The organism is Streptomyces sp. NPDC051243 (genome assembly GCF_044455405.1).
Taxonomy (GTDB): domain Bacteria; phylum Actinomycetota; class Actinomycetes; order Streptomycetales; family Streptomycetaceae; genus Streptomyces.
This window is the reverse complement of record NZ_JBITES010000007.1, coordinates 111357-128347: the sequence shown is the minus strand read 5'-3', so window position 1 is coordinate 128347 and position 16991 is coordinate 111357. Positions and strand designations below refer to the sequence as shown.

Sequence of the window (16991 nt, the reverse complement as noted above, 5' to 3'; positions counted from 1 at the left end):
CCGCTCGGGCGCCGGCCACCGGGTCCCCGGAGCCGTCACGGCTTCGGGGACCCGGGCATCAGCGCGCTACGAGCAGCTCCGTCCAGGTCTGGGCAACGCGGTCCAGGGAGAACCCCTCCCGCACCTGTGTGCGGGCCAGCTCGGCGGCGGATCGCCAGTCGTCCTCGTCCAGCGCGGCGATCGCGTCCGCCATCGCCTCGGGGTCGTCGTGGATCCACCGCTTGTCGTAGATCTCGTCGGCCCCGGGCCACGGCAGCAGCGAGGGCACGGCGCCCGAGGCCATCCCCTCGGCGGGCGCCAGGTGGAAGCTCTCGTCGTCGCTGGTGGACAGGACGTGCCCGACCCGGCGCAGCCAGCCCGCCACATCCGGCCCGAACGTGTCGAAGACGACGGCCCCTTCGAGCAGCGGCGAGGTCTGCATACGGCGCAGCACCGCGTCGTAGTGCGCGCGCTCCTCGGGCTTGTTCCAGATCCACCAGTACTCCCACGGCGGCTTCGACTTGACCGACAGATGCCAGCGGCGGTCTCGGGCGCGCAGCGCCTCCAGCACGTCGAGGCCGAGGTCGAGGCGTTTGCGGCTGGGCGCGATGCCGATCATGCCGAGGCGGTGGTGGGCGCCGGGTGCCTTCGGGCGGTCGAGCTGGTCGGTGTCGACCCAGTTCGGCACGACCACGACCTTCGAGGCGGGCCAGCCGGTGTGCTCGCGGGTGCGGCGGGCGTAGTACGGGCTGACGCACACCACCCGGTCGACGGCGTCGATGTCGACCTGGCGGGGCCACGGCGCGTCGAGCTCGAAGCGGTGCAGGCGTACGATCAGCCGGCTGCCGCGCCGCTTGTGGCGGCTGTACCAGACGGCGGCCGGGCCGCACCACTCGACGACCACCACGTCGGCCCAGTCGGCCAGTTCACGGCCGGCGTCCGGGTCGTGGCGGGCCAGCGCGGGCCAGGCGTCGACCCGTACGTCCAGACCGGGCAGGGCGCGGAAGTGGTCGAGCAGCCGGGTGAGGAACTTCAGATCGTGCCCGGCGATACCCACCCGCAGCGGCTGCTGACGGGCCGTCACCGAAGTGGGTGCCGCGGGGAAGGCACGGCCGAGGTGGGCGCGCCAGCGGGCGGCGGCTCCGTCCAGGGTGTACTGCCGGGCCGCCTCGCGGCAGCGGCCGGCCGCCAGACGCCGGGCCTCGGGCTCACGGACGCAGCGCGCGACGGCTTCGGCGGCGTCGTCGAGTCCGGCGCGTCCGGGCACGAACAGCGGATAGTCGGTGCCGAGCAACGCCTCGTGCGCCGGAGTGCGGTTGAGGATCACGGGCAGGCCCAGGGCCCCGAACTCCAGGACCTTGGTGGACAGTTCGAGGCTGGAGTCGAGCACCGGGTCCCGCCAGCCGAGGCCGACGTCGCAGTCCGCGGCGATGCGCATGGCCTCCTCGCGCGGCTGTCCGCCGTGGTGGAGGACGCCGGGCGTGGCGGCGAGCGCGCGTGCCATCTCGGTCTGGAAGCCGGGGTGGCCCGGGTCGTCGTGGATCTTGTCACCGACGGTGTGCAGTTCGGCGGGGACACCCCGTTCCGCGAGCAACTCCGGCAGCCGGGTCATGGGCAGCGTGTTCCAGCGGGGCGCGAACTTGCCGGTGTAGACGAGCCGCAGCGGCTCGTGCGGGCCGTCGCGGTCCGGCACCGGGAAGTCCGGCTCCGGCACGGCGGGCGGGCTGAGCACGCACTTGCCGCAGGCCTCGGGCACCCAGGTCTCCAGGAAGCAGCGCAGCTCCTCGGTCTGGCACAGCAGCCGGTGCGAGGCCTCGGCGATCCGGACGAGGTCCGCGCGGGCCGACTCGGTCATCTCGGCGGCCGACTGAGGGATGTCGGTGAGGTAGGCCCAGATCCGCCCCTCGAAGACACCGTCGGCCACGATCCGGGTGACCAGCCGCCGACCCCGCAGCACCAGCAGGTCACAAGGCTCGTCCCGGTCGAGCCCGGCGAGCACCTCCGAGGCCTGCACCGGCGACATGGGCCGGTCGGCGAGCCCCGGCAGCAGCCGCTCCTCGTGCGGGCGCACCAGGGTGACCCCGGGCAGCTCGGCCAGCGGATCGGTCAACCGTCCGGTGCGGACCGGCGACTTGAGGACGAGCCGGGCCTCGCAACCCGCCCGCGACAGCGCCTGCACCGTCGACTGGGCCCACACGGCGGAGCCGTCGATGAGGTTGAGGTCGACGTCGCCGTAGACGAGCGCCCGCAGCGTACGGCTCATGACGGCTCCTTCTTGCGTCATGACGGCTCCTTCCCGCGCACCGCGAACAGCCGGTGCCCTCGCCCGGACCAACTGCCGGGATCCGTACCGGACATGTGCAGCGAGCGGCGTACCAGCAGCGGTCGCAGCGACGGTACGAAGACGTAGTCGTCGGCGGCCGGTGTGTGGCCCACCGCGTCGGCGCCCGAGTGCTCCTGGGCGCACATCAGATCGAGCAGCAGGGTGTCCGGCCGGTCCTCGGTGAGGTCGGTCCAGTCGGCGACCCAGGGCGCGAGCGGCTGCCCCCGGCGTACCGTGACCCCGGCGGCGGTGAGTTCGTCGAGCCCCGCCGGCTCGGGCACGACCACCTCGGCCGGGCGGTGCAGCTGGCCGAGCACCTGCCCGACGAGCCGGGCGACATCGGTACGGTCCCGGGGCGCGGCCAGCACCGCGACACGCCGCTCGTCCAGCGGATCCGGGGCGCCCGCCAACCGCGCGAGCCGCGACAGCCGCACCCGCGTGCTGTCCTCCCGGAACAGCTCACGCAGCCGCTCCCGGCCCTCCGCGGCCGGGTCGAGCCGGGCGAGCCGTACGCCGGTGTCCGCGTCGACGACGGCGTCCCAGGCGAGCCGGGCCAGCCCGGGCGCGCCGGAGGCGGGACCGTCCCGCCACAGCACGGCCGGCCGCTCCAGCACCCTTGCCTCGGCGAGCAGTTCGGCGAGCGTCCGGTCCAGGTCGGGGGCCAGACCTGTGCCGGTCTGCCACCAGGGCCCGTCGCCCGTGCAGGCGCTCAGCTGGACGACGAGCACATCGGGGTCGGTGCGTCGCAGGAGCAGCCGTCCGTCGTGCGGCAGCAGCCGGTTGACGACCACGTCCGCCGCGAAGTCCTCGGCCGTGGCCGCGGTGAGCACACCGGCCATGACGAGTCGGTCGCGGGGCGCCGCGGTCAGGGCGCGATGGGCGAGGTGGAACCGTTCGTCCACGGGCGCCTCCGGCTCGGCCTGCGGCCGCGGCGCGCCGTCGGGCGCCCGCCCGGTGGAACGGCGCCGCCCGCGCCACAGCCCGTACAACTCCCCCGGCAGCCGCGCCGCACCCCGCTTCGGCGACCGCGCGGCCGACACCAGCGCCTTGCCCACCCGCAGCGAGGTCGAGCCCTCCAGCATGGCCACGCGCGCCTGCAGCACCTCGACCCGGTCCCGGGCGGCCCGCAGCGCGCCGGCCAGCTGCTCCTTCTCCCGTACGGCGGCGGCGAGTCGCTCGGCGAGCCCGTCCTGCCCGCTCGCACCCCGCAGGCGCTCCGCCTCCTCGACCGTCCGCTCCAGATCGAGCGCACGGGCGCGCAGGGACCGGGAGGCCAGGTCGGCGAAGACGTACTCGTCGGCGATCCGCAGCGCCGTGGCGTAGCCGTCGGAGGGGACGGTACGGCCGAAGAAGTCGTGCGGCGGCAGGAGTTCGTCGGTGCGGGCGATGACCGCGCCCGCGTGCAGCTGGACGTAGTCGAGGGGCGCCGCACGCAGGACCTGGCAGCGGTGGGCGACCAGGTCGTCGAGGAGCCGGTGGTAGGGCAGCTCGCAGCCGCGGTGACCGAACACGATCAGCCCGCGTGCGCCGGGCCGCATCCGGGCCAGTACGGCGCGGCAGGCGTCCTCGCTCCCGTGCAGCTCGGTGTCGGGTCCGTACGAGAGGAGGATCAACTCGCCCTCGCCTACAGGCTGTTCGCCGCCTCCACCGCCGTCGCGCAGGGCGACGCCCGGCGGCAGATGCAGATACGGCTCCAGGCGCAGGCCGCCGCGCGTCGTGTCCACCACTGTCGTGACGCCGTCGAGGTGCGGATGGAGCAGATCGGTCAGACGCATCAGTGGGTCCTCGTGAAGACGTGGAAGCCGACCCGGTCCTCCCGGAAGCCGTACGGCCTGGAGAGGACGTGCCGCAGGCCGAGCGGCTCGAGTTCGGCACGGTAGGCGGCGGCCGGGCGGTACGTGATGTAGTCGCCGTCGGGGGCGGGCCCGGCGGTGTTCTCGCCGCCTGCGGCTTCGGTGTAGGTGACGGTGTCGGTGACGATCAGCCGGCCCGCGACACGGACCAGGGAGGCCAGGTTGCGCAGACCGGCCGCCCACTCCTCGTCGTCGAGCACATGGAACAGGACGTCGACACAGACAACGATGTCGTACGGCCAGGCACTGCGCCACTCGTCCAGCGCGGACAGTGCGTAGCGCGGGCCGCCGCCCTCGGCGCGGGCGTGGTCGATCGCGTGCGGGCTGGTGTCGAAGGCGTCGACGCGATGGCCGCAGCGGGCCAGCGCGCGGGCGAAGTACCCCTTGCCGCAGCCGGCGTCGAGCACGAACAGCGGGGCGGCGGTGCTGGACAGGTCGCCGATGAGGGAGAGCAGCGTGCCGAGCCGCTGGGCGTAGAAGATCTCGTTGCCCGGACGGTCGAGCCCGATGTGCGCGCCGGAGGCGAGGTCGTCGTGGTCGGCGTGGCGGGTGTCCCAGTAGGTCCGGGTGTCGTCGTACGTCTGTGCGTCGCCGTATGTCCCCGCGTCGCCGCATGTCCCCGCGTCGCCGCATGTCCCCGCGTCGCCGCATGTCCCCGCGTCGCCGCATGTCCCCGCGTCGCCGTACGTCCGTGCTTCGTCAGCCATGGCGGTCCAGCCACGCGGTGATGACACGGGCGATCCTGCCGCCCGCCCTGCCGTCCCACAGCGGTGGCCCCTCCTCCGGCGCGGCTCCCCCACCGTCGAGTACCTTGCGCAGTACGGGCACCAGCTCCCCGTGTCCGACCAGCCTGTTGGTGCCGTGGGTGACCGTGACCGGGCGTTCGGTCGTGGTGCGCAGGGTCAGGCACGGGACGCCCAGCACCGTCGTCTCCTCCTGGACGCCGCCCGAGTCGGTGATCACCGCGGCGGCTCCGCGCACGAGGCTCATGAACTCGACGTAGCCCAGCGGGTCGAGCAGGTGGATGCCCGGCGCGTCCGCGAGGCCCGCCGCCCGCAGCGCCGCCCGGCCGCGCGGATGCAGCGGTACGACCAGGTCGAGATGGCGGGCGGCCTCGGCGAGGACGCGTGCGGCGGCCGCGGCGGCCTCCGGGTCGTCGACGTTGGCGGGCCGGTGCAGGGTGACGACGCCGTAGCGTTCGGGCAGTGCGTGTGCCGCGCGGGCGGTGACCGGGTCGAAGTGCTCCATATGAGTGAGCAGGGTGTCGATCATGGGATTGCCTACGAGGTGCACCCGCCCGGCGGCGACGCCCTCGCGGGCGAGATGCCCGACGGCCTCGGGGCTGGTGACGAACAGCAGCTCCGCCAACTGGTCGACGAGACGCCGGTTGACCTCCTCCGGCATCGTCATGTCGAAACTGCGCAGCCCCGCTTCGACATGCGCCACCGGAACGCCCAGTTTGGCGGCGACCAGCGCCGCGGCCAGCGTCGAGTTCACGTCGCCGTACACCGTGACGAGCGCGGGTGCGCGGGCGGTCAGTTCACCCTCCAGGGCTACCAGCAGGTCGGCGGTCTGCCGGGCGTGGCTGCCGGAGCCGACGCCGAGATCGGTGTCGGGTTCGGGCAGGCCCAGCTGCCGGAAGAAGATGTCCGACATCCGCTCGTCGTAGTGCTGCCCGGTGTGCACCAGCACCTGCTCGCAGCCCGCCGCGCCGAGGGCGGCCACGACCGGGGCGGCCTTGACGAAGTTCGGCCGGGTGCCGACCACATGAAGTACGCAGCCGTTCATCAAGCTCCCGTGGTGATGGCTCGGTCGCCTACAGGCGCTTTCAGCCGGTGTCGAGACGGCGATCGTGCTCGGCCCTTCGGGCCTGGGCGCTCCCCCAAGCTCTTCGAGCAGGGGGGACCCCCAGCCGTCTCGACACCGGCGCGCCCTTCGGCTCCCTCGCGGCCGGTGTCGTCGGGACAGTTCGGTTGGTGGGCACTTGCCCGGCGTTGCCGCCTACCTTTGCGATATGTCCCGAAATATCCCTATTGCCCTCAGTCTGGCCGTCACTGTGGCTCTTGGCGAACTGCGCCAGGATCCGCAGCGGGCTGCTCTGCTTGCCGTGCGCCTGATGCCGGGGCGCATCCGGCGTGGATTGCGGCCGCTCGAAGTGCGGCTCGCGGGGCGCGCCCGCACCGCCGGACCGACCGCGGCACCGTCGGCCGTACGAGTGCCCGCACCGCCCGGCCGGCCCTTTCGTCCCGTGCCGGGTCGGGTGCTCCATCTGGTCACCAACGGGCTGCCGTTCCGGCACGCCGGCTACACCGTGCGCACGCAGAAGCTGACCGAGGCCCAGTCGGCGGCCGGGCTGGACCCGCACGTGGTGACCCGGATCGGCTTTCCCGTGACGGCGGGAGTACTGGACGCCCGCCCGACGCAGCACGTGGGCGGGGTGCCACAGCATCGGCTGCTGCCCCTACGGCTGCCGTACGGGCAGGCGGCCGCGCTGGCGCGCAACGCCGAGCTGGCGGGACGGCTGGTGGAGCGGCTGCGGCCCGCCGTACTGCATGCCGCGACCGACCACGGAAACGGGCGTGTGGCGCTCGCCCTGCGGGAGACCTACGGGCTGCCGGTGGTCTACGAGGTGCGGGGCTTTCTGGAGGAGACCTGGCTGACACAGGCTCCGGGCCGCGGCCGGGACGACGAGACCTACCGGGCGCGCCGCGCGCTGGAGACGTTCTGCATGCGCGAGGCCGATCTGGTGCTGACGCTGGGCGAGGCGATGCGGGCCGAGATCGTGGGGCGCGGGGTGCCGGAGGAGCGGGTTGTCCTGGTGCCCAACGCCGTGGACGAGGCCTTCCTGGCCCCGCTGCCGGACGGGGCCGCCGTGCGCGCCCGGCTGGGGATCGCGCCGGACGAGTTCGTGGTCGGCACGGTCGGCAGTCTCACCCCGCACGAGGGGATCGGCACATTGCTCCAAGCGGGTGAAGAACTGCGGCGGCGTGATGCGCCGGTTCGGTTGCTGATCGTCGGGGACGGTCCGGAGCGTCCGGCGCTGGAGCGGCTGGCAGCCCGGCTGGGCCTCGACGACGGGACCGCGCTGTTCACCGGCCGGGTGCCGCACTCCCAAGTCCGCGAGTTCCACGCCGTGTTGGACGTGTTCGCGGTGCCGCGCACCGACGAGCGGGTCTGCCGGCTGGTGACCCCTCTCAAGCCGGTGGAGGCGATGGCGAGCGGTGTCCCCGTCGTCGCCAGTGATCTCGCCGCACTGAGAGAGCTGATCGAACCGGAGGTGAACGGACGGCTGATTTCGAGCAAATCGCCACATTCCTGGGCTGATGAGCTTGAAATGCTCATTTACAGTCAAAGGTGGCGGATCGAATGGGGAGCGGCCGCCCGCGCGAAAGTCGCGCGTGACCGCACCTGGAAGCGGGTCGCCGCCACAACCCGTGAGGCGTACCGCGCCCTTGGATGCCTTGAGGCGGGTGAGTCCCATGCAGGACAGACAGACCGGACCGCTCGGGGAAGAGACCGAACCTGTCGGGGAGAGTGAACCCCTCGGGAAGGAGAGCGAACCCCTCGGGGAAGCGGAGCCGCCCGATCGCGTGGAGCTCGCGGTGATCGGGCTCGGGTACGTCGGATTGCCGCTCGCGCGTGAGGCCGTGTCGATCGGCCTGAGAGTCGTGGGCCTCGATCGCGACCCCCGAGTCGTGGAGGCGCTCAACACCGGGCACTCCCATGTCGACGACGTCTCCGACGAGGACGTCCGCCGGATGCGGGCGGCCGGTTTCACGGCGTACACGGACGACGCCTGTCTGGCGCGTGCGCAGACCGTGGTCATCTGTGTGCCGACCCCGCTCAGCGAGGACGGCGGCCCGGATCTGAGCGCCGTCAGGGCCGCGGTGCGCACGGTGGCGGGGCGGTTGCGGCCCGGGCAGCTGGTCGTGCTGGAGTCGACCACCTATCCGGGAACCACCGAGGAAGTCGTACGGCCGCTCCTGGAGGAGTCGGGGCTGCGTGCCGGCGTCGACTTCGCGCTGGCCTTCTCACCCGAGCGCATCGACCCGGGCAACACCACACACGGGCTGCGCACCACACCCAAGGTGGTCGGCGGCTGCACCCCGTCCTGCGCGGCGCGCGCGGTCGCCTTCTACGGCAAGCTCGTCGACACCGTCGTCCAGGCGAAGGGCACCCGCGAGGCCGAGATGGCCAAGCTGCTGGAGAACACCTACCGGCATGTGAACATCGCCCTGGTCAACGAACTCGCCGTGATCAGCCACGAGTTGCACGTCGACCTGTGGGACGCGATCCGCTGCGCCGGCACGAAGCCCTTCGGCTTCCAGGCGTTCCGGCCGAGTCCCGGGGTGGGCGGACACTGCATCCCGATCGACCCCAACTACCTGTCGTACAAGGTGCGTTCGTCGCTCGGCTACGAGTTCCGGTTCGTCGAACTCGCCCAGGAGATCAACCGGCGGATGCCCGAGTACGTGGTGCGCCGGGCCCAGGACCTCCTCAACACCGCCGGCCGGCCGCTGCGCGGTTCCCGGGTGCTGCTGCTCGGGGTCACCTACAAGGCGGACGTGGCGGACCAGCGGGAGTCGCCCGCGGTGCCGGTGGCGCGGCTACTGCGGGAGCGGGAGGCCGAGGTCTCCTTCCACGACCCGCATGTACGGCTCTGGTCGGTGGACGGGGCGAGCGTGCCGCGGGTCGACGACGTCATGGCGGCGGTGCGCGAGCAGGACCTGACGATCCTGCTCCAGGACCATTCGGCCTACGACCTGCCGGCCCTCGGAGACGCGGCCCGGCTGCTGTTCGACACCCGGGGTCGGATCTTCCGGCCGGACGTGGAAGTGCTCTAGCCGGCCCTCTTCGGTTCCGTCGTTCTCGGGGCAGTCGAAAGGTACGTGCTCTGATGCGAATACTCGTCGTCACCGTCGTCCACCACCCCGAGGACGCCCGGATCCTGCACCGGGAGATCGCCGCGCTGCGGGAGCACGGTCACCGCGTCGTCCACGCCGCGCCGTTCGCGGCCCATCAGGTCACGCCAAGGCCGTACGTCGAGGGCGTGGACCTGCCGAGGGCCGCCGGCCGGGACCGCCGGGCGGCACTGCGCGCGGCCCGCGCCCTGCTGGCCGAGCGGGGACCGCGGGCGGACGTCGTCCTGCTGCACGACCCGGAACTGCTGCTCGCCCTGCCCGGTACGCTGCGCCGTTGGCGGCGCGCGGGACGCAGCCCCGTCACCGTGTGGGACGTGCACGAGGACACGGCGGCGGCACTGGAGATGAAGCGCTGGCTGCCACGACCGCTGCGGCCGCCGCTGCGGCTGGCCGTGCGGGCGGCCGAACGGCTCGCGGAGCGGCACCTGCGGCTGCTGCTCGCCGAGGACGCCTACCAGCGGCGTTTCCGCCGCCCGCATCCCGTGGTGGCCAACCTCACGGCGGTGTCGCCCGAGCGGCCCGAGCCGCCGGGCGACGACCGGGTCGTCTACCTCGGGCACCTCTCCCGGGCGCGCGGCGCGCTGGACCTCATCGAGACGGCACGGCTGCTGGCGCCCGACGTCCACGTCGAGGTGATCGGCGCGGCGGACCCCGAGGTGCGGGGCGCGCTCACCGAGGCCGACCGGGACGGTGTGCTGCGCTGGCACGGTTATCTGCCCAACGACCGCGCCCTCGACCGGCTCTCCGGCGCCCTGGCCGGCCTCTCCCTCCTGCACGACCAGCCCAACTACCGCCACTCACGCCCCACCAAGGTCGTGGAGTACATGGCCCACGGCGTTCCCCTCGTCACCACACCGACCCCGCTCGCGGCCGACCTGGTCGAGCGCTACGGCTGCGGTCTCGTCGTGCCGTACGAGGACCCGGCCACGGCCGCGGACGCCGTGCGGCGCCTGCGCTCCGACCCGCAGACACGCCTGCGCGCGGCCGCCCGCGGCTGGGAGGCGGCACTCGCCGACCTCAACTGGGCCGACCGGGCGGCCGAGTTCGTGATGTGCCTGGAGGCCTGGGTGAAGGAGGCGTCAGGTTCGGCGGCCGACGCCGATACCGCTGCGACGGTCGCGGGCGGCGCGGCTCGTACGGCCTGACCACGTGTACGGCCCGACCCGCCAGGCGCCCGACCTTTTAGGCGTTGGACCAGCCCCTCCGGCACAGCACCAGCCGGTACCCGTCCGGGTCCTCGATCGTGACGCCCCACTCGTTCCAGTACGGGTTGGGCGACGACACCCGCTTGCCGCCGCTCTCCTCCAGCCTGGCCACCAGGTCGTCCGGCACGGGACCGTCCACATAGACGACGAGGAGGTCCTCCTCGGTGGGCCGGGGCTCGACGGGGCGGGCGGGCTCGTGGACGAGTTCCAGATGCCAGTCGGCGTCGGGCCAGCCCAGCATCAGCAGGTCGTGCTCGCCGGGTTCCGGGCCGCCGTCCGATCGCCATACGACGCCGAGTCCGAGCCCCTCGACCCAGAAGCGCTCCGCCGCGGCGAGATTCCGGGACGGGCGGGCGATGCGGATGTGGCTGCGGCCGTCGACCGGCATGATGCTCCTCCAAGTGTCCTTCCGAGCTGCGTCGATCCGTTCCGCAGCCTAGGCAGCTCGCCTGCGCGGCGGCCATCGGCCGTCCGCCTTGGGCCCAGCGTCCCAGGCCCGGCGCGCCGCCCCATGCCCCCGTTGACAGGTGACGTTTCACGCAAGAACATCGGCCAGAACGAGCACAAAAGAACAGCACTGCGGCACAGCGCTCCCCATGGCTCCCCCGTCTCCCGCCGAAGGACGTGAGTGTGCGCATCCTTTCCCGCAAGTCCGTCTGGCTGCCGGCCGCCGCGCTGGCGGCCACACTCCTGCCCTCCGGGGCACACGGCACGACCGAGCCGAGCGCCATCGCCGAAGTCTCCGCGTCGGCCGACGCGGTGAGCCTCGACGCCGATGCCTACTCCGTCACCGTCCGCACCGACGGCCACCTCGCCCTGACCACACGAAGATCGGGCCGCACGGTGCTCGCCACCGGCCCCACCGCCCTCCGTTTCCTGAGCGGCGGCACCTGGCAGCACGCCACGCGGATCACCGACTGGCGCTGGCAGAACGGCGTTCTCACGGTGACCGCCGACACGACGCTCCCGGGCGCACACGTCGAGGCACGCCTCACCCCCGGCCCCGACCGCTACCAGCTCGACTGGGACGTCACCGGCACCAAGGCCACCGAACTCGGCCTCACCTACGACCTGTCCTCCGCCGGCCACTGGTACGGCCACGGCGAGACCGCCACCCCCTCCGGCGGCCCGTACACCGACCAGCCCTGGCCGCTGGACTCCGGGCGGGTCGAGCAGGAGGACTTCAGCGCGGCGTCGTACCAGATGGTCGACCCCTTCTGGTTCACGGCGAGTTCGGCCGGCCTGTACGTCGACACGGGCGACACGATGGACGTGTCCCTCAACGCCGGCGGCGACGGACTCGGGCGCTTCACCGTCGAGTCGGGGGCGACGTACCGGGCGACCGTCTTCGTGGAGCCGACCCCGCGCGCCGTCTACCGCGATTACATCGGCATCGTGGGCAAGCCCCGCCAGAGCGACGCGACCTACGAGCAGTACGCCGAGCCGCTGTGGAACTCCTGGGCGCAGTTCTACACCGAGGTCGACCAGGACAAGCTCCTCGACTACGCCACCGACCTGCACGACAACGGAGTTGACGGCCACACCGTCCAGCTCGACGACAAGTGGGAGTCGAACTACGGCAACATGACCTTCGACCCGAAGGCCTACCCCGACCCCAGGGCCATGTCGGACCGGATCCACGACCTCGGCTACGACTTCGGCCTCTGGGTCACCCTCTGGATCAACCTCGACTCGACGAACTACCGGTACGCCGCCGACCACGACTACCTCCTGCGGGACGCCGCCGACCCCACCAAGCCCTGCACGGTGACCTGGTGGAACGGCACGGCGGGCATCGTCGACCTCGCCAATCCCGAGGCGAAGGCCTGGTACCGGTCCAAGCTGCGCGAGCTCATGGACACCTACCGGGTCGACGGCCTCAAGTTCGACACCCGCTTCTTCGACGACTCCTGCGCCGGCCGTGGCGGGCACACCCGCACCGACTACCAGCGCCTCGCTTCCGAACTCGCCGACGCCTACGACCTCCAGGGCGCCGGAATCCGCGTGCACTGGGGCAGGGCGGCGCACGAGGCCGGCTTCGTCACCCGGCAGATCGACAAGGCCACCGGCTGGGACTCCCTCAAGGCGTCCGTGACGCAGAACCTCGCTCTGTCCACCATCGGCTACCCCTTCGTCGGGACCGACATGATCGGCGGCTCCCTCGGCCAGCCCCCGCCGACGAAGGAGGTGCTGGTGCGCTGGGCGCAGTCGGCGTCGTACATGCCGCTGATGTACGCCTCGACGTCCCCCGTGGACACGATCGACGCGACGACCGGTCAGAAGGTCGACTACGACGAGGAGACCGTCGCCCTGTACCGCGAGGCGATCGCCCGGCATGAGCGGCTCGCGCCCTACATCTGGGAGCAGGTGCGGCACACACTCAGCACCGGCGATCCGATCGTCCGGCCGCTGTTCTTCGACTTCCCGCAGGACAGGGCGGGTTACACCGTCGCCGACCAGTGGATGCTCGGCCCGGCGGTGCTCGCCGCGCCCAACCTCACCCAGGCGCCGTCGCGGGACATCCGTCTGCCGCCCGGGACGTGGTACGACGTCAACCGCGGCAGGACGATCAAGGGCCCGACGACCCTCGAGTCGTACGCCACCTCGCTCGCCGTCACACCCGCCTTCGTGAACCTCCGTGCGCAGGGGGCGGATCTGGCGCTCCGCGCGCTGCGCTAGCCGCAGACGGGGAGCTTCGCGCGTACCGGCCGGTTTCAGGGGCGGCCGGCACGCGCGGAGCGGACCGTGACTATCGTTGCCCGATCACATGAGCGGGTGCGAGAGGCGGGCGAGGGCGTGGCGGGGGCCGGATGGATACGGGTGCCGGTCGGGGACGACGCGGCACGGTGGGCCACGCGGGGGCGGACCCGGAAGGTGCTGCTGATCGTCCACAACGTGACCGCGGCGACCCGGCTGCTGGATGTGCTCCCGCTGTTCCACGACGACCTCCGGGTGCAGCTGCTCGCCACCTGCCCCGGATCGTCCGCGTTCCGGGCGGGGATCGCGGAGTTGCTGGCGGACACCGGCGTGCCCGTGGTGCCGTGGGAGCAGGCGATCGGGACACCGGTCGCGTTGGCGGTCTCGGCGAGCTTCGGCGGTCAACTCCGGGCGTTTTCCGGTGTATTGGCCGTCCTGTCGCACGGGGCCGGATACACTAAGAGGCTGGCGACACCCGACACCCGACACCCGACGGTCGGCGAGCGGCGGACGCGGTCGGATCCGGTCTTCGGGCTGTCACCGGAGTGGCTCCTCGACGAGACCGGCAAACCGATCGTCGACGCCCTCGTCCTCTCCCACCCCGAGCAGTACGAGCGGCTGCGCACGGCCTGTCCCGAGGCCGCACCCGCCGCCGTGCTCGCCGGGGACCCCTGCTGGGACCGCCTGCTGGCGGCCCGCCCGTTCCGCGAGCGCTACCGCCGGGCCCTGGGTGTGGGCCGAGGGCAACGCCTGCTCGTCCTCAACTCCACCTGGAACCCGGAGTCGCTGTTCGGCGACGGCGACGGCGACGACGTACTGCCCTCCCTGCTGCCCCGCCTGACCTCGGAGTTCCCGGCCGACGAGTACCGTCTCGCCGCCGTGCTGCACCCCAACATCTGGCACGGACACGGCCCCGGCCAGCTCCGCGCCTGGCTCGACCGCGCCCGGCGCGCGGGCCTCGCCCTGATCGACCCCCTGGAGGGCTGGCGGCAGGCGCTGATCGCCGCCGACGCAGTGATCGGCGACCACGGCTCCGTCACCTACTACGCCGCCGCCCTCGGCACACCGGTCCTGCTGGGCGCCGCACCCCTGGCCGGCCTCGCCCCCGAGGCCCCGGTCCACGCCTTCGTCCGCACGGCACCCCGCCTCGACCCCTCACTTCCCCTGCGCCCGCAGATCGAGCAACTCCTCACCCGCCACCGCCCCTCGCCCGAACCGGCCGACTTCGTCAGCTCCGTCCCCGGCGAGGCGGCAACCCGGCTGCGGCACCTCTTCTACGACCTGATCGGCATCCCCGAACCCGACGGCCCGGCCCGCCTCGAACCCCTCCTGTTGCCTCTCTACGAGCCCGCCGCGCACTCGGTGCCGCTGTCGGTGCTCACCCGGTTCCCGGGCTCCCGCGAGGTCGCGGTCACCCGCTACGCCGGCCCGCACCCGGCTCCGTACGCCACCGGCGAGGCGGCGCACACGGCCGTCAACGAGGACACCCGTGAGGTCGACCGGCTCGCCATCGCCGACGTGGTGTTCAGGTACGGGTCCGCCGACGACCCACGCTTCGGGTCCCCGGCCGACTGGACGGCGGAGGTCCTCGACCGCCATCCGCACTGCGCCCTCGCCGCATACGTCACCGGGCCCCGGGCCTGCGTCGTTCGCACGCGCGCCGGGACGCTGCTGCGGCTGGTCGCCGGGCCCGGCGCGGACGCCGACCCGGCGGTGTACGCCTCGGCGCTGCATGCGTGGCTGGGGGCGGGCAAGGCGCCGCAGGAGGTGTTCGGGCGGGGGCTGGTCGTCCGGACAGGGGCGACGGCCCACCCCGTGGACATCTCGCGGATGTGAGGGTCACCCCGGCGTGACGCACCGCTCCCGCAGCACCCGCAGCCGCGCCACGTGATACGCGGCGTTCTCCCGTCCGAGCGCCGCGAGCGCCTCGTCGATCAGGGGCAGCGCGGCGTCGGACTCTCCCCCGTCGAGGAGGGTCTCGGCGAGGTCGGTGAGGGTGCGGGCGGTGTTGTAGGCCTCGCCGCTGTACCGGAAGAAGCGCAGGGCGCGCTCCAGGCGTTCGGTCGCCTCTGCCCGGCGTCCGAGGCCGCGCAGGGCACGGCCGCGGTGGCGTTCCAGCAGGGCGCGGGCGCGCGGGAGGTCGGCCGCGCCCTCGTCGCCGGGGCCGATGGCGTCGAGGATGCCGTACGCCTCCTCGAAGCAGGCGTACGCCTCGGCGAACCGCCACTGCCGCAGCCGCAGCAGGCCGAGGAACTCGACGGCGGAGGCGTGGCCGCGGACATGTCCGGCGGAGCGTTCGTCGCGGGCGGCGGCGAGCGCCTCGGGTTCGGCCTCGTCCCAGCGGCGCAATTCGGTGAGGGTGTGGGCCAGTTGGGCGTGCAGGGCACCGGCCGTACGGGTGCCGGGGGCCTGCTCGTCGGCGACGCGCGCGCCGGCCCTGAGGGCGGGCAGCAGGATCTCGTGGTGGCCTGCCTTCAGCTGGAGCGGCCACAGGGACTGGCAGATCAGCAGCGCGGTGTCCCGGTCACGGAACTCCTCGGCCGCGTGCACGGCCTCGACCAGGCCGGGTGCCTGCGCGGTGAGGGCGGCGACGGCGGCGCCCCGGTCCGGGTAGGTGACCGGTGAGTCGGCGGACGGCACCCGCCAGCTCTCCGGCAGTGCGGCGCGGGCCGCGCCGACGGCCAGGTCGCGGTAGCCCTCGACGACCCGGGCGACCGCCGCCGAGCAGGCCGCTATGCCGTCGACGCCGGCCGCCATGCGCTCGGCGTGGGCGCGGACCGAGGGACGGTAGCGGTAGCGGCCGGTTTCGGTGCGTTCCAGGAGCAGCGCGTCGGCGAGGTCCTCCAGGAGCCCGGCGGCCGTTGTCTCGTCGAAGTCCGCGGCTCGCGCGGCGGCCCTGGCGTCGAGGGCGGGCCAGTCGCGCAGGCCGGCGAGTCGGTAGAGGCGGGCCGCGGCCGGTGCGAGCGCGCGGTAGGCGTCGTCGGCGGCGGCCTGGACCGGGTCGGTGCCGGGCACGGCGGGGGCCTCCTGGCGCTCGGGCGGGGAGGAAAGACGGGGTGCGGCCGCGCGCAGGGCGTAGGGCGAGCCGGCGCAACGGTCGAGGACGGCGGGCAGGGTGGCGCGGGCCGCGCCGACCGCCGGTTTGCCGACCAGTTCGGTGAGCAGCCGCGTGGCGTCGCGCCGGGCCAGCGGGCCGACGGGAATCCGCAGGGCGTCGAAGCCGGTGAGGAGCTGGCGGGCGACGACGATCGTGAACACGTCGGGCGACGAGGTCAGCAGCGGCCGCACCTGTGTGGCGGACCGGACGTGGTCGAGGACGAGGAGCAGGCGCCGGCCGGCCAGGCAGCGCCGGAAGAGGTCGGTGCGGTCGGTGGCGGCCGGGGGTATCTCCTCGTCCGGCAGCCCGAGTCGGCGCAGCAGCGTGCCGAGGGCCGCGTCGGGGGTGAGGGTGCCCAGGTCGGCGTACAGCTGGCCGTCGGGGAAGCGGGCGGTCTGCCGCCAGCCCCAGTGGAGGGCGAGCGTGCTGGTGCCGATGCCCTGGGGTCCGTGGAGGAGGGCGAGTCTCGGGCGCCCCTCGAAGGGCCGGGAGGCCTCCTTGTCGAGGAGTTTCAGGGCCTGCTGACGGTCCGTGAAGAAGCGTGGCGCGGTGGGCAGACACGGGCGGTCCAGCGAGCCGGGCGTTCCGGGAAGCCGTACACCTCGGGCGAACTGCGCCCATGATGCGGCGAGTTGGGGATCCGCCCGGACACGTTCGTGCACCAGGCGGGCCACGTCGTCCAGTTCGCCCGGTGTCGTGGGCGCGGCGACCTCGCGTCCCGCGATACGGCGTACGAGCCCGCCGGCCGTCTCCCAGGCCCACTTGCCGGCTTCGTTGGCCAGGCCCGATCCGACCGCGCCGAGGACCGCCGCGATCGCGCCCAGCGAGATCGGATCCACCATGCCGCGCACTCCCCCGTCCCAGACTTCGCGTCGCCCGCAGTGGATCAACCCTAGCGGGAGGAAGGGAAGGTGA

The 16991-nt window shown here is 73.2% G+C and carries 11 protein-coding genes; 5 read left to right on the top strand and 6 right to left on the bottom strand.

Annotated elements, in window-relative coordinates; genetic code table 11:
- Window positions 1-58: 58 nt before the first annotated feature.
- From ACIBAG_RS19175 to wecB, 4 genes are read right to left on the bottom strand one after another with little or no spacing between them, the layout of a single operon-like run.
- The gene (locus ACIBAG_RS19175; RefSeq protein ID WP_399106540.1) at window positions 59-2263 is read right to left on the bottom strand and encodes a glycosyltransferase; all 2205 of its coding nucleotides are present in this window, start codon (window positions 2261-2263) and stop codon (window positions 59-61) included.
- Window positions 2260-4077 (bottom strand): hypothetical protein, encoded by a 1818-nt coding sequence (locus tag ACIBAG_RS19170; RefSeq protein ID WP_399106538.1) that lies wholly within the window; start codon window positions 4075-4077, stop codon window positions 2260-2262. Before ACIBAG_RS19170 ends, ACIBAG_RS19175 begins: the two co-directional genes overlap by 4 nt.
- On the bottom strand, window positions 4077-4862 hold the full coding sequence (locus ACIBAG_RS19165) for a class I SAM-dependent methyltransferase (protein WP_399106536.1): 786 nt from the start codon (window positions 4860-4862) through the stop codon (window positions 4077-4079). The genes ACIBAG_RS19170 and ACIBAG_RS19165 overlap by 1 nt, the downstream gene beginning before the upstream one ends.
- Entirely contained in the window at window positions 4855-5943 is a 1089-nt protein-coding gene (gene wecB, locus ACIBAG_RS19160) for a non-hydrolyzing UDP-N-acetylglucosamine 2-epimerase (RefSeq protein WP_399106534.1), read from the bottom strand. Before wecB ends, ACIBAG_RS19165 begins: the two co-directional genes overlap by 8 nt.
- Before the next feature lie 196 nt (window positions 5944-6139).
- On the opposite strand from wecB, the gene ACIBAG_RS19155 reads away from it, so the two are divergent.
- From ACIBAG_RS19155 to ACIBAG_RS19145, 3 genes are read left to right on the top strand one after another with little or no spacing between them, the layout of a single operon-like run.
- Window positions 6140-7693: a glycosyltransferase gene (locus ACIBAG_RS19155; protein ID WP_399106532.1), complete on the top strand. Its 1554-nt coding sequence runs from the start codon at window positions 6140-6142 to the stop codon at window positions 7691-7693.
- Window positions 7635-8999 carry a nucleotide sugar dehydrogenase gene (locus tag ACIBAG_RS19150; RefSeq protein ID WP_399106530.1) on the top strand — a complete coding sequence of 455 codons (1365 nt, stop codon included), beginning with the start codon at window positions 7635-7637 and terminating at the stop codon, window positions 8997-8999. The genes ACIBAG_RS19155 and ACIBAG_RS19150 overlap by 59 nt, the downstream gene beginning before the upstream one ends.
- A 53-nt stretch (window positions 9000-9052) precedes the next feature.
- Window positions 9053-10222 carry a glycosyltransferase gene (locus tag ACIBAG_RS19145; RefSeq protein WP_399106528.1) on the top strand — a complete coding sequence of 390 codons (1170 nt, stop codon included), beginning with the start codon at window positions 9053-9055 and terminating at the stop codon, window positions 10220-10222.
- Between the two features lie 37 nt (window positions 10223-10259).
- On the opposite strand, the gene ACIBAG_RS19140 is transcribed toward ACIBAG_RS19145, so the two are convergent.
- A complete protein-coding gene (locus tag ACIBAG_RS19140) occupies window positions 10260-10670 on the bottom strand; it encodes a VOC family protein (protein ID WP_399106526.1) in 411 nt (136 codons plus the stop codon).
- Window positions 10671-10912: 242 nt separating this feature from the next.
- On the opposite strand from ACIBAG_RS19140, the gene ACIBAG_RS19135 reads away from it, so the two are divergent.
- Both ACIBAG_RS19135 and ACIBAG_RS19130 read left to right on the top strand, forming a co-directional pair.
- The gene (locus tag ACIBAG_RS19135) at window positions 10913-12961 is read left to right on the top strand and encodes a glycoside hydrolase family 31 protein (RefSeq protein WP_399106524.1); all 2049 of its coding nucleotides are present in this window, start codon (window positions 10913-10915) and stop codon (window positions 12959-12961) included.
- A 72-nt stretch (window positions 12962-13033) separates the two neighbouring features.
- Window positions 13034-14815: a hypothetical protein gene (locus tag ACIBAG_RS19130; RefSeq protein WP_399106959.1), complete on the top strand. Its 1782-nt coding sequence runs from the start codon at window positions 13034-13036 to the stop codon at window positions 14813-14815.
- A gap of 3 nt (window positions 14816-14818) precedes the next feature.
- Here ACIBAG_RS19130 and ACIBAG_RS19125 read toward each other — a convergent pair whose 3' ends face one another.
- A complete protein-coding gene (locus ACIBAG_RS19125) occupies window positions 14819-16918 on the bottom strand; it encodes a tetratricopeptide repeat protein (RefSeq protein WP_399106522.1) in 2100 nt (699 codons plus the stop codon).
- Window positions 16919-16991 lie beyond the last annotated feature (73 nt).

Excerpts from the sequence above, each read along its gene's own strand:
- ACIBAG_RS19175 (WP_399106540.1), bottom strand. The coding sequence starts at position 2,263 with ATGACGCAAGAAGGAGCCGTCATGAGCCGTACGCTGCGGGCGCTCGTC.
- ACIBAG_RS19170 (WP_399106538.1), bottom strand. The coding sequence starts at position 4,077 with ATGCGTCTGACCGATCTGCTCCATCCGCACCTCGACGGCGTCACGACA.
- ACIBAG_RS19165 (WP_399106536.1), bottom strand. The coding sequence starts at position 4,862 with ATGGCTGACGAAGCACGGACGTACGGCGACGCGGGGACATGCGGCGAC.
- wecB (WP_399106534.1), bottom strand. The coding sequence starts at position 5,943 with ATGAACGGCTGCGTACTTCATGTGGTCGGCACCCGGCCGAACTTCGTC.
- ACIBAG_RS19150 (WP_399106530.1), top strand. The coding sequence starts at position 7,635 with ATGCAGGACAGACAGACCGGACCGCTCGGGGAAGAGACCGAACCTGTC.
- ACIBAG_RS19145 (WP_399106528.1), top strand. The coding sequence starts at position 9,053 with ATGCGAATACTCGTCGTCACCGTCGTCCACCACCCCGAGGACGCCCGG.
- ACIBAG_RS19140 (WP_399106526.1), bottom strand. The coding sequence starts at position 10,670 with ATGCCGGTCGACGGCCGCAGCCACATCCGCATCGCCCGCCCGTCCCGG.
- ACIBAG_RS19125 (WP_399106522.1), bottom strand. The coding sequence starts at position 16,918 with ATGGTGGATCCGATCTCGCTGGGCGCGATCGCGGCGGTCCTCGGCGCG.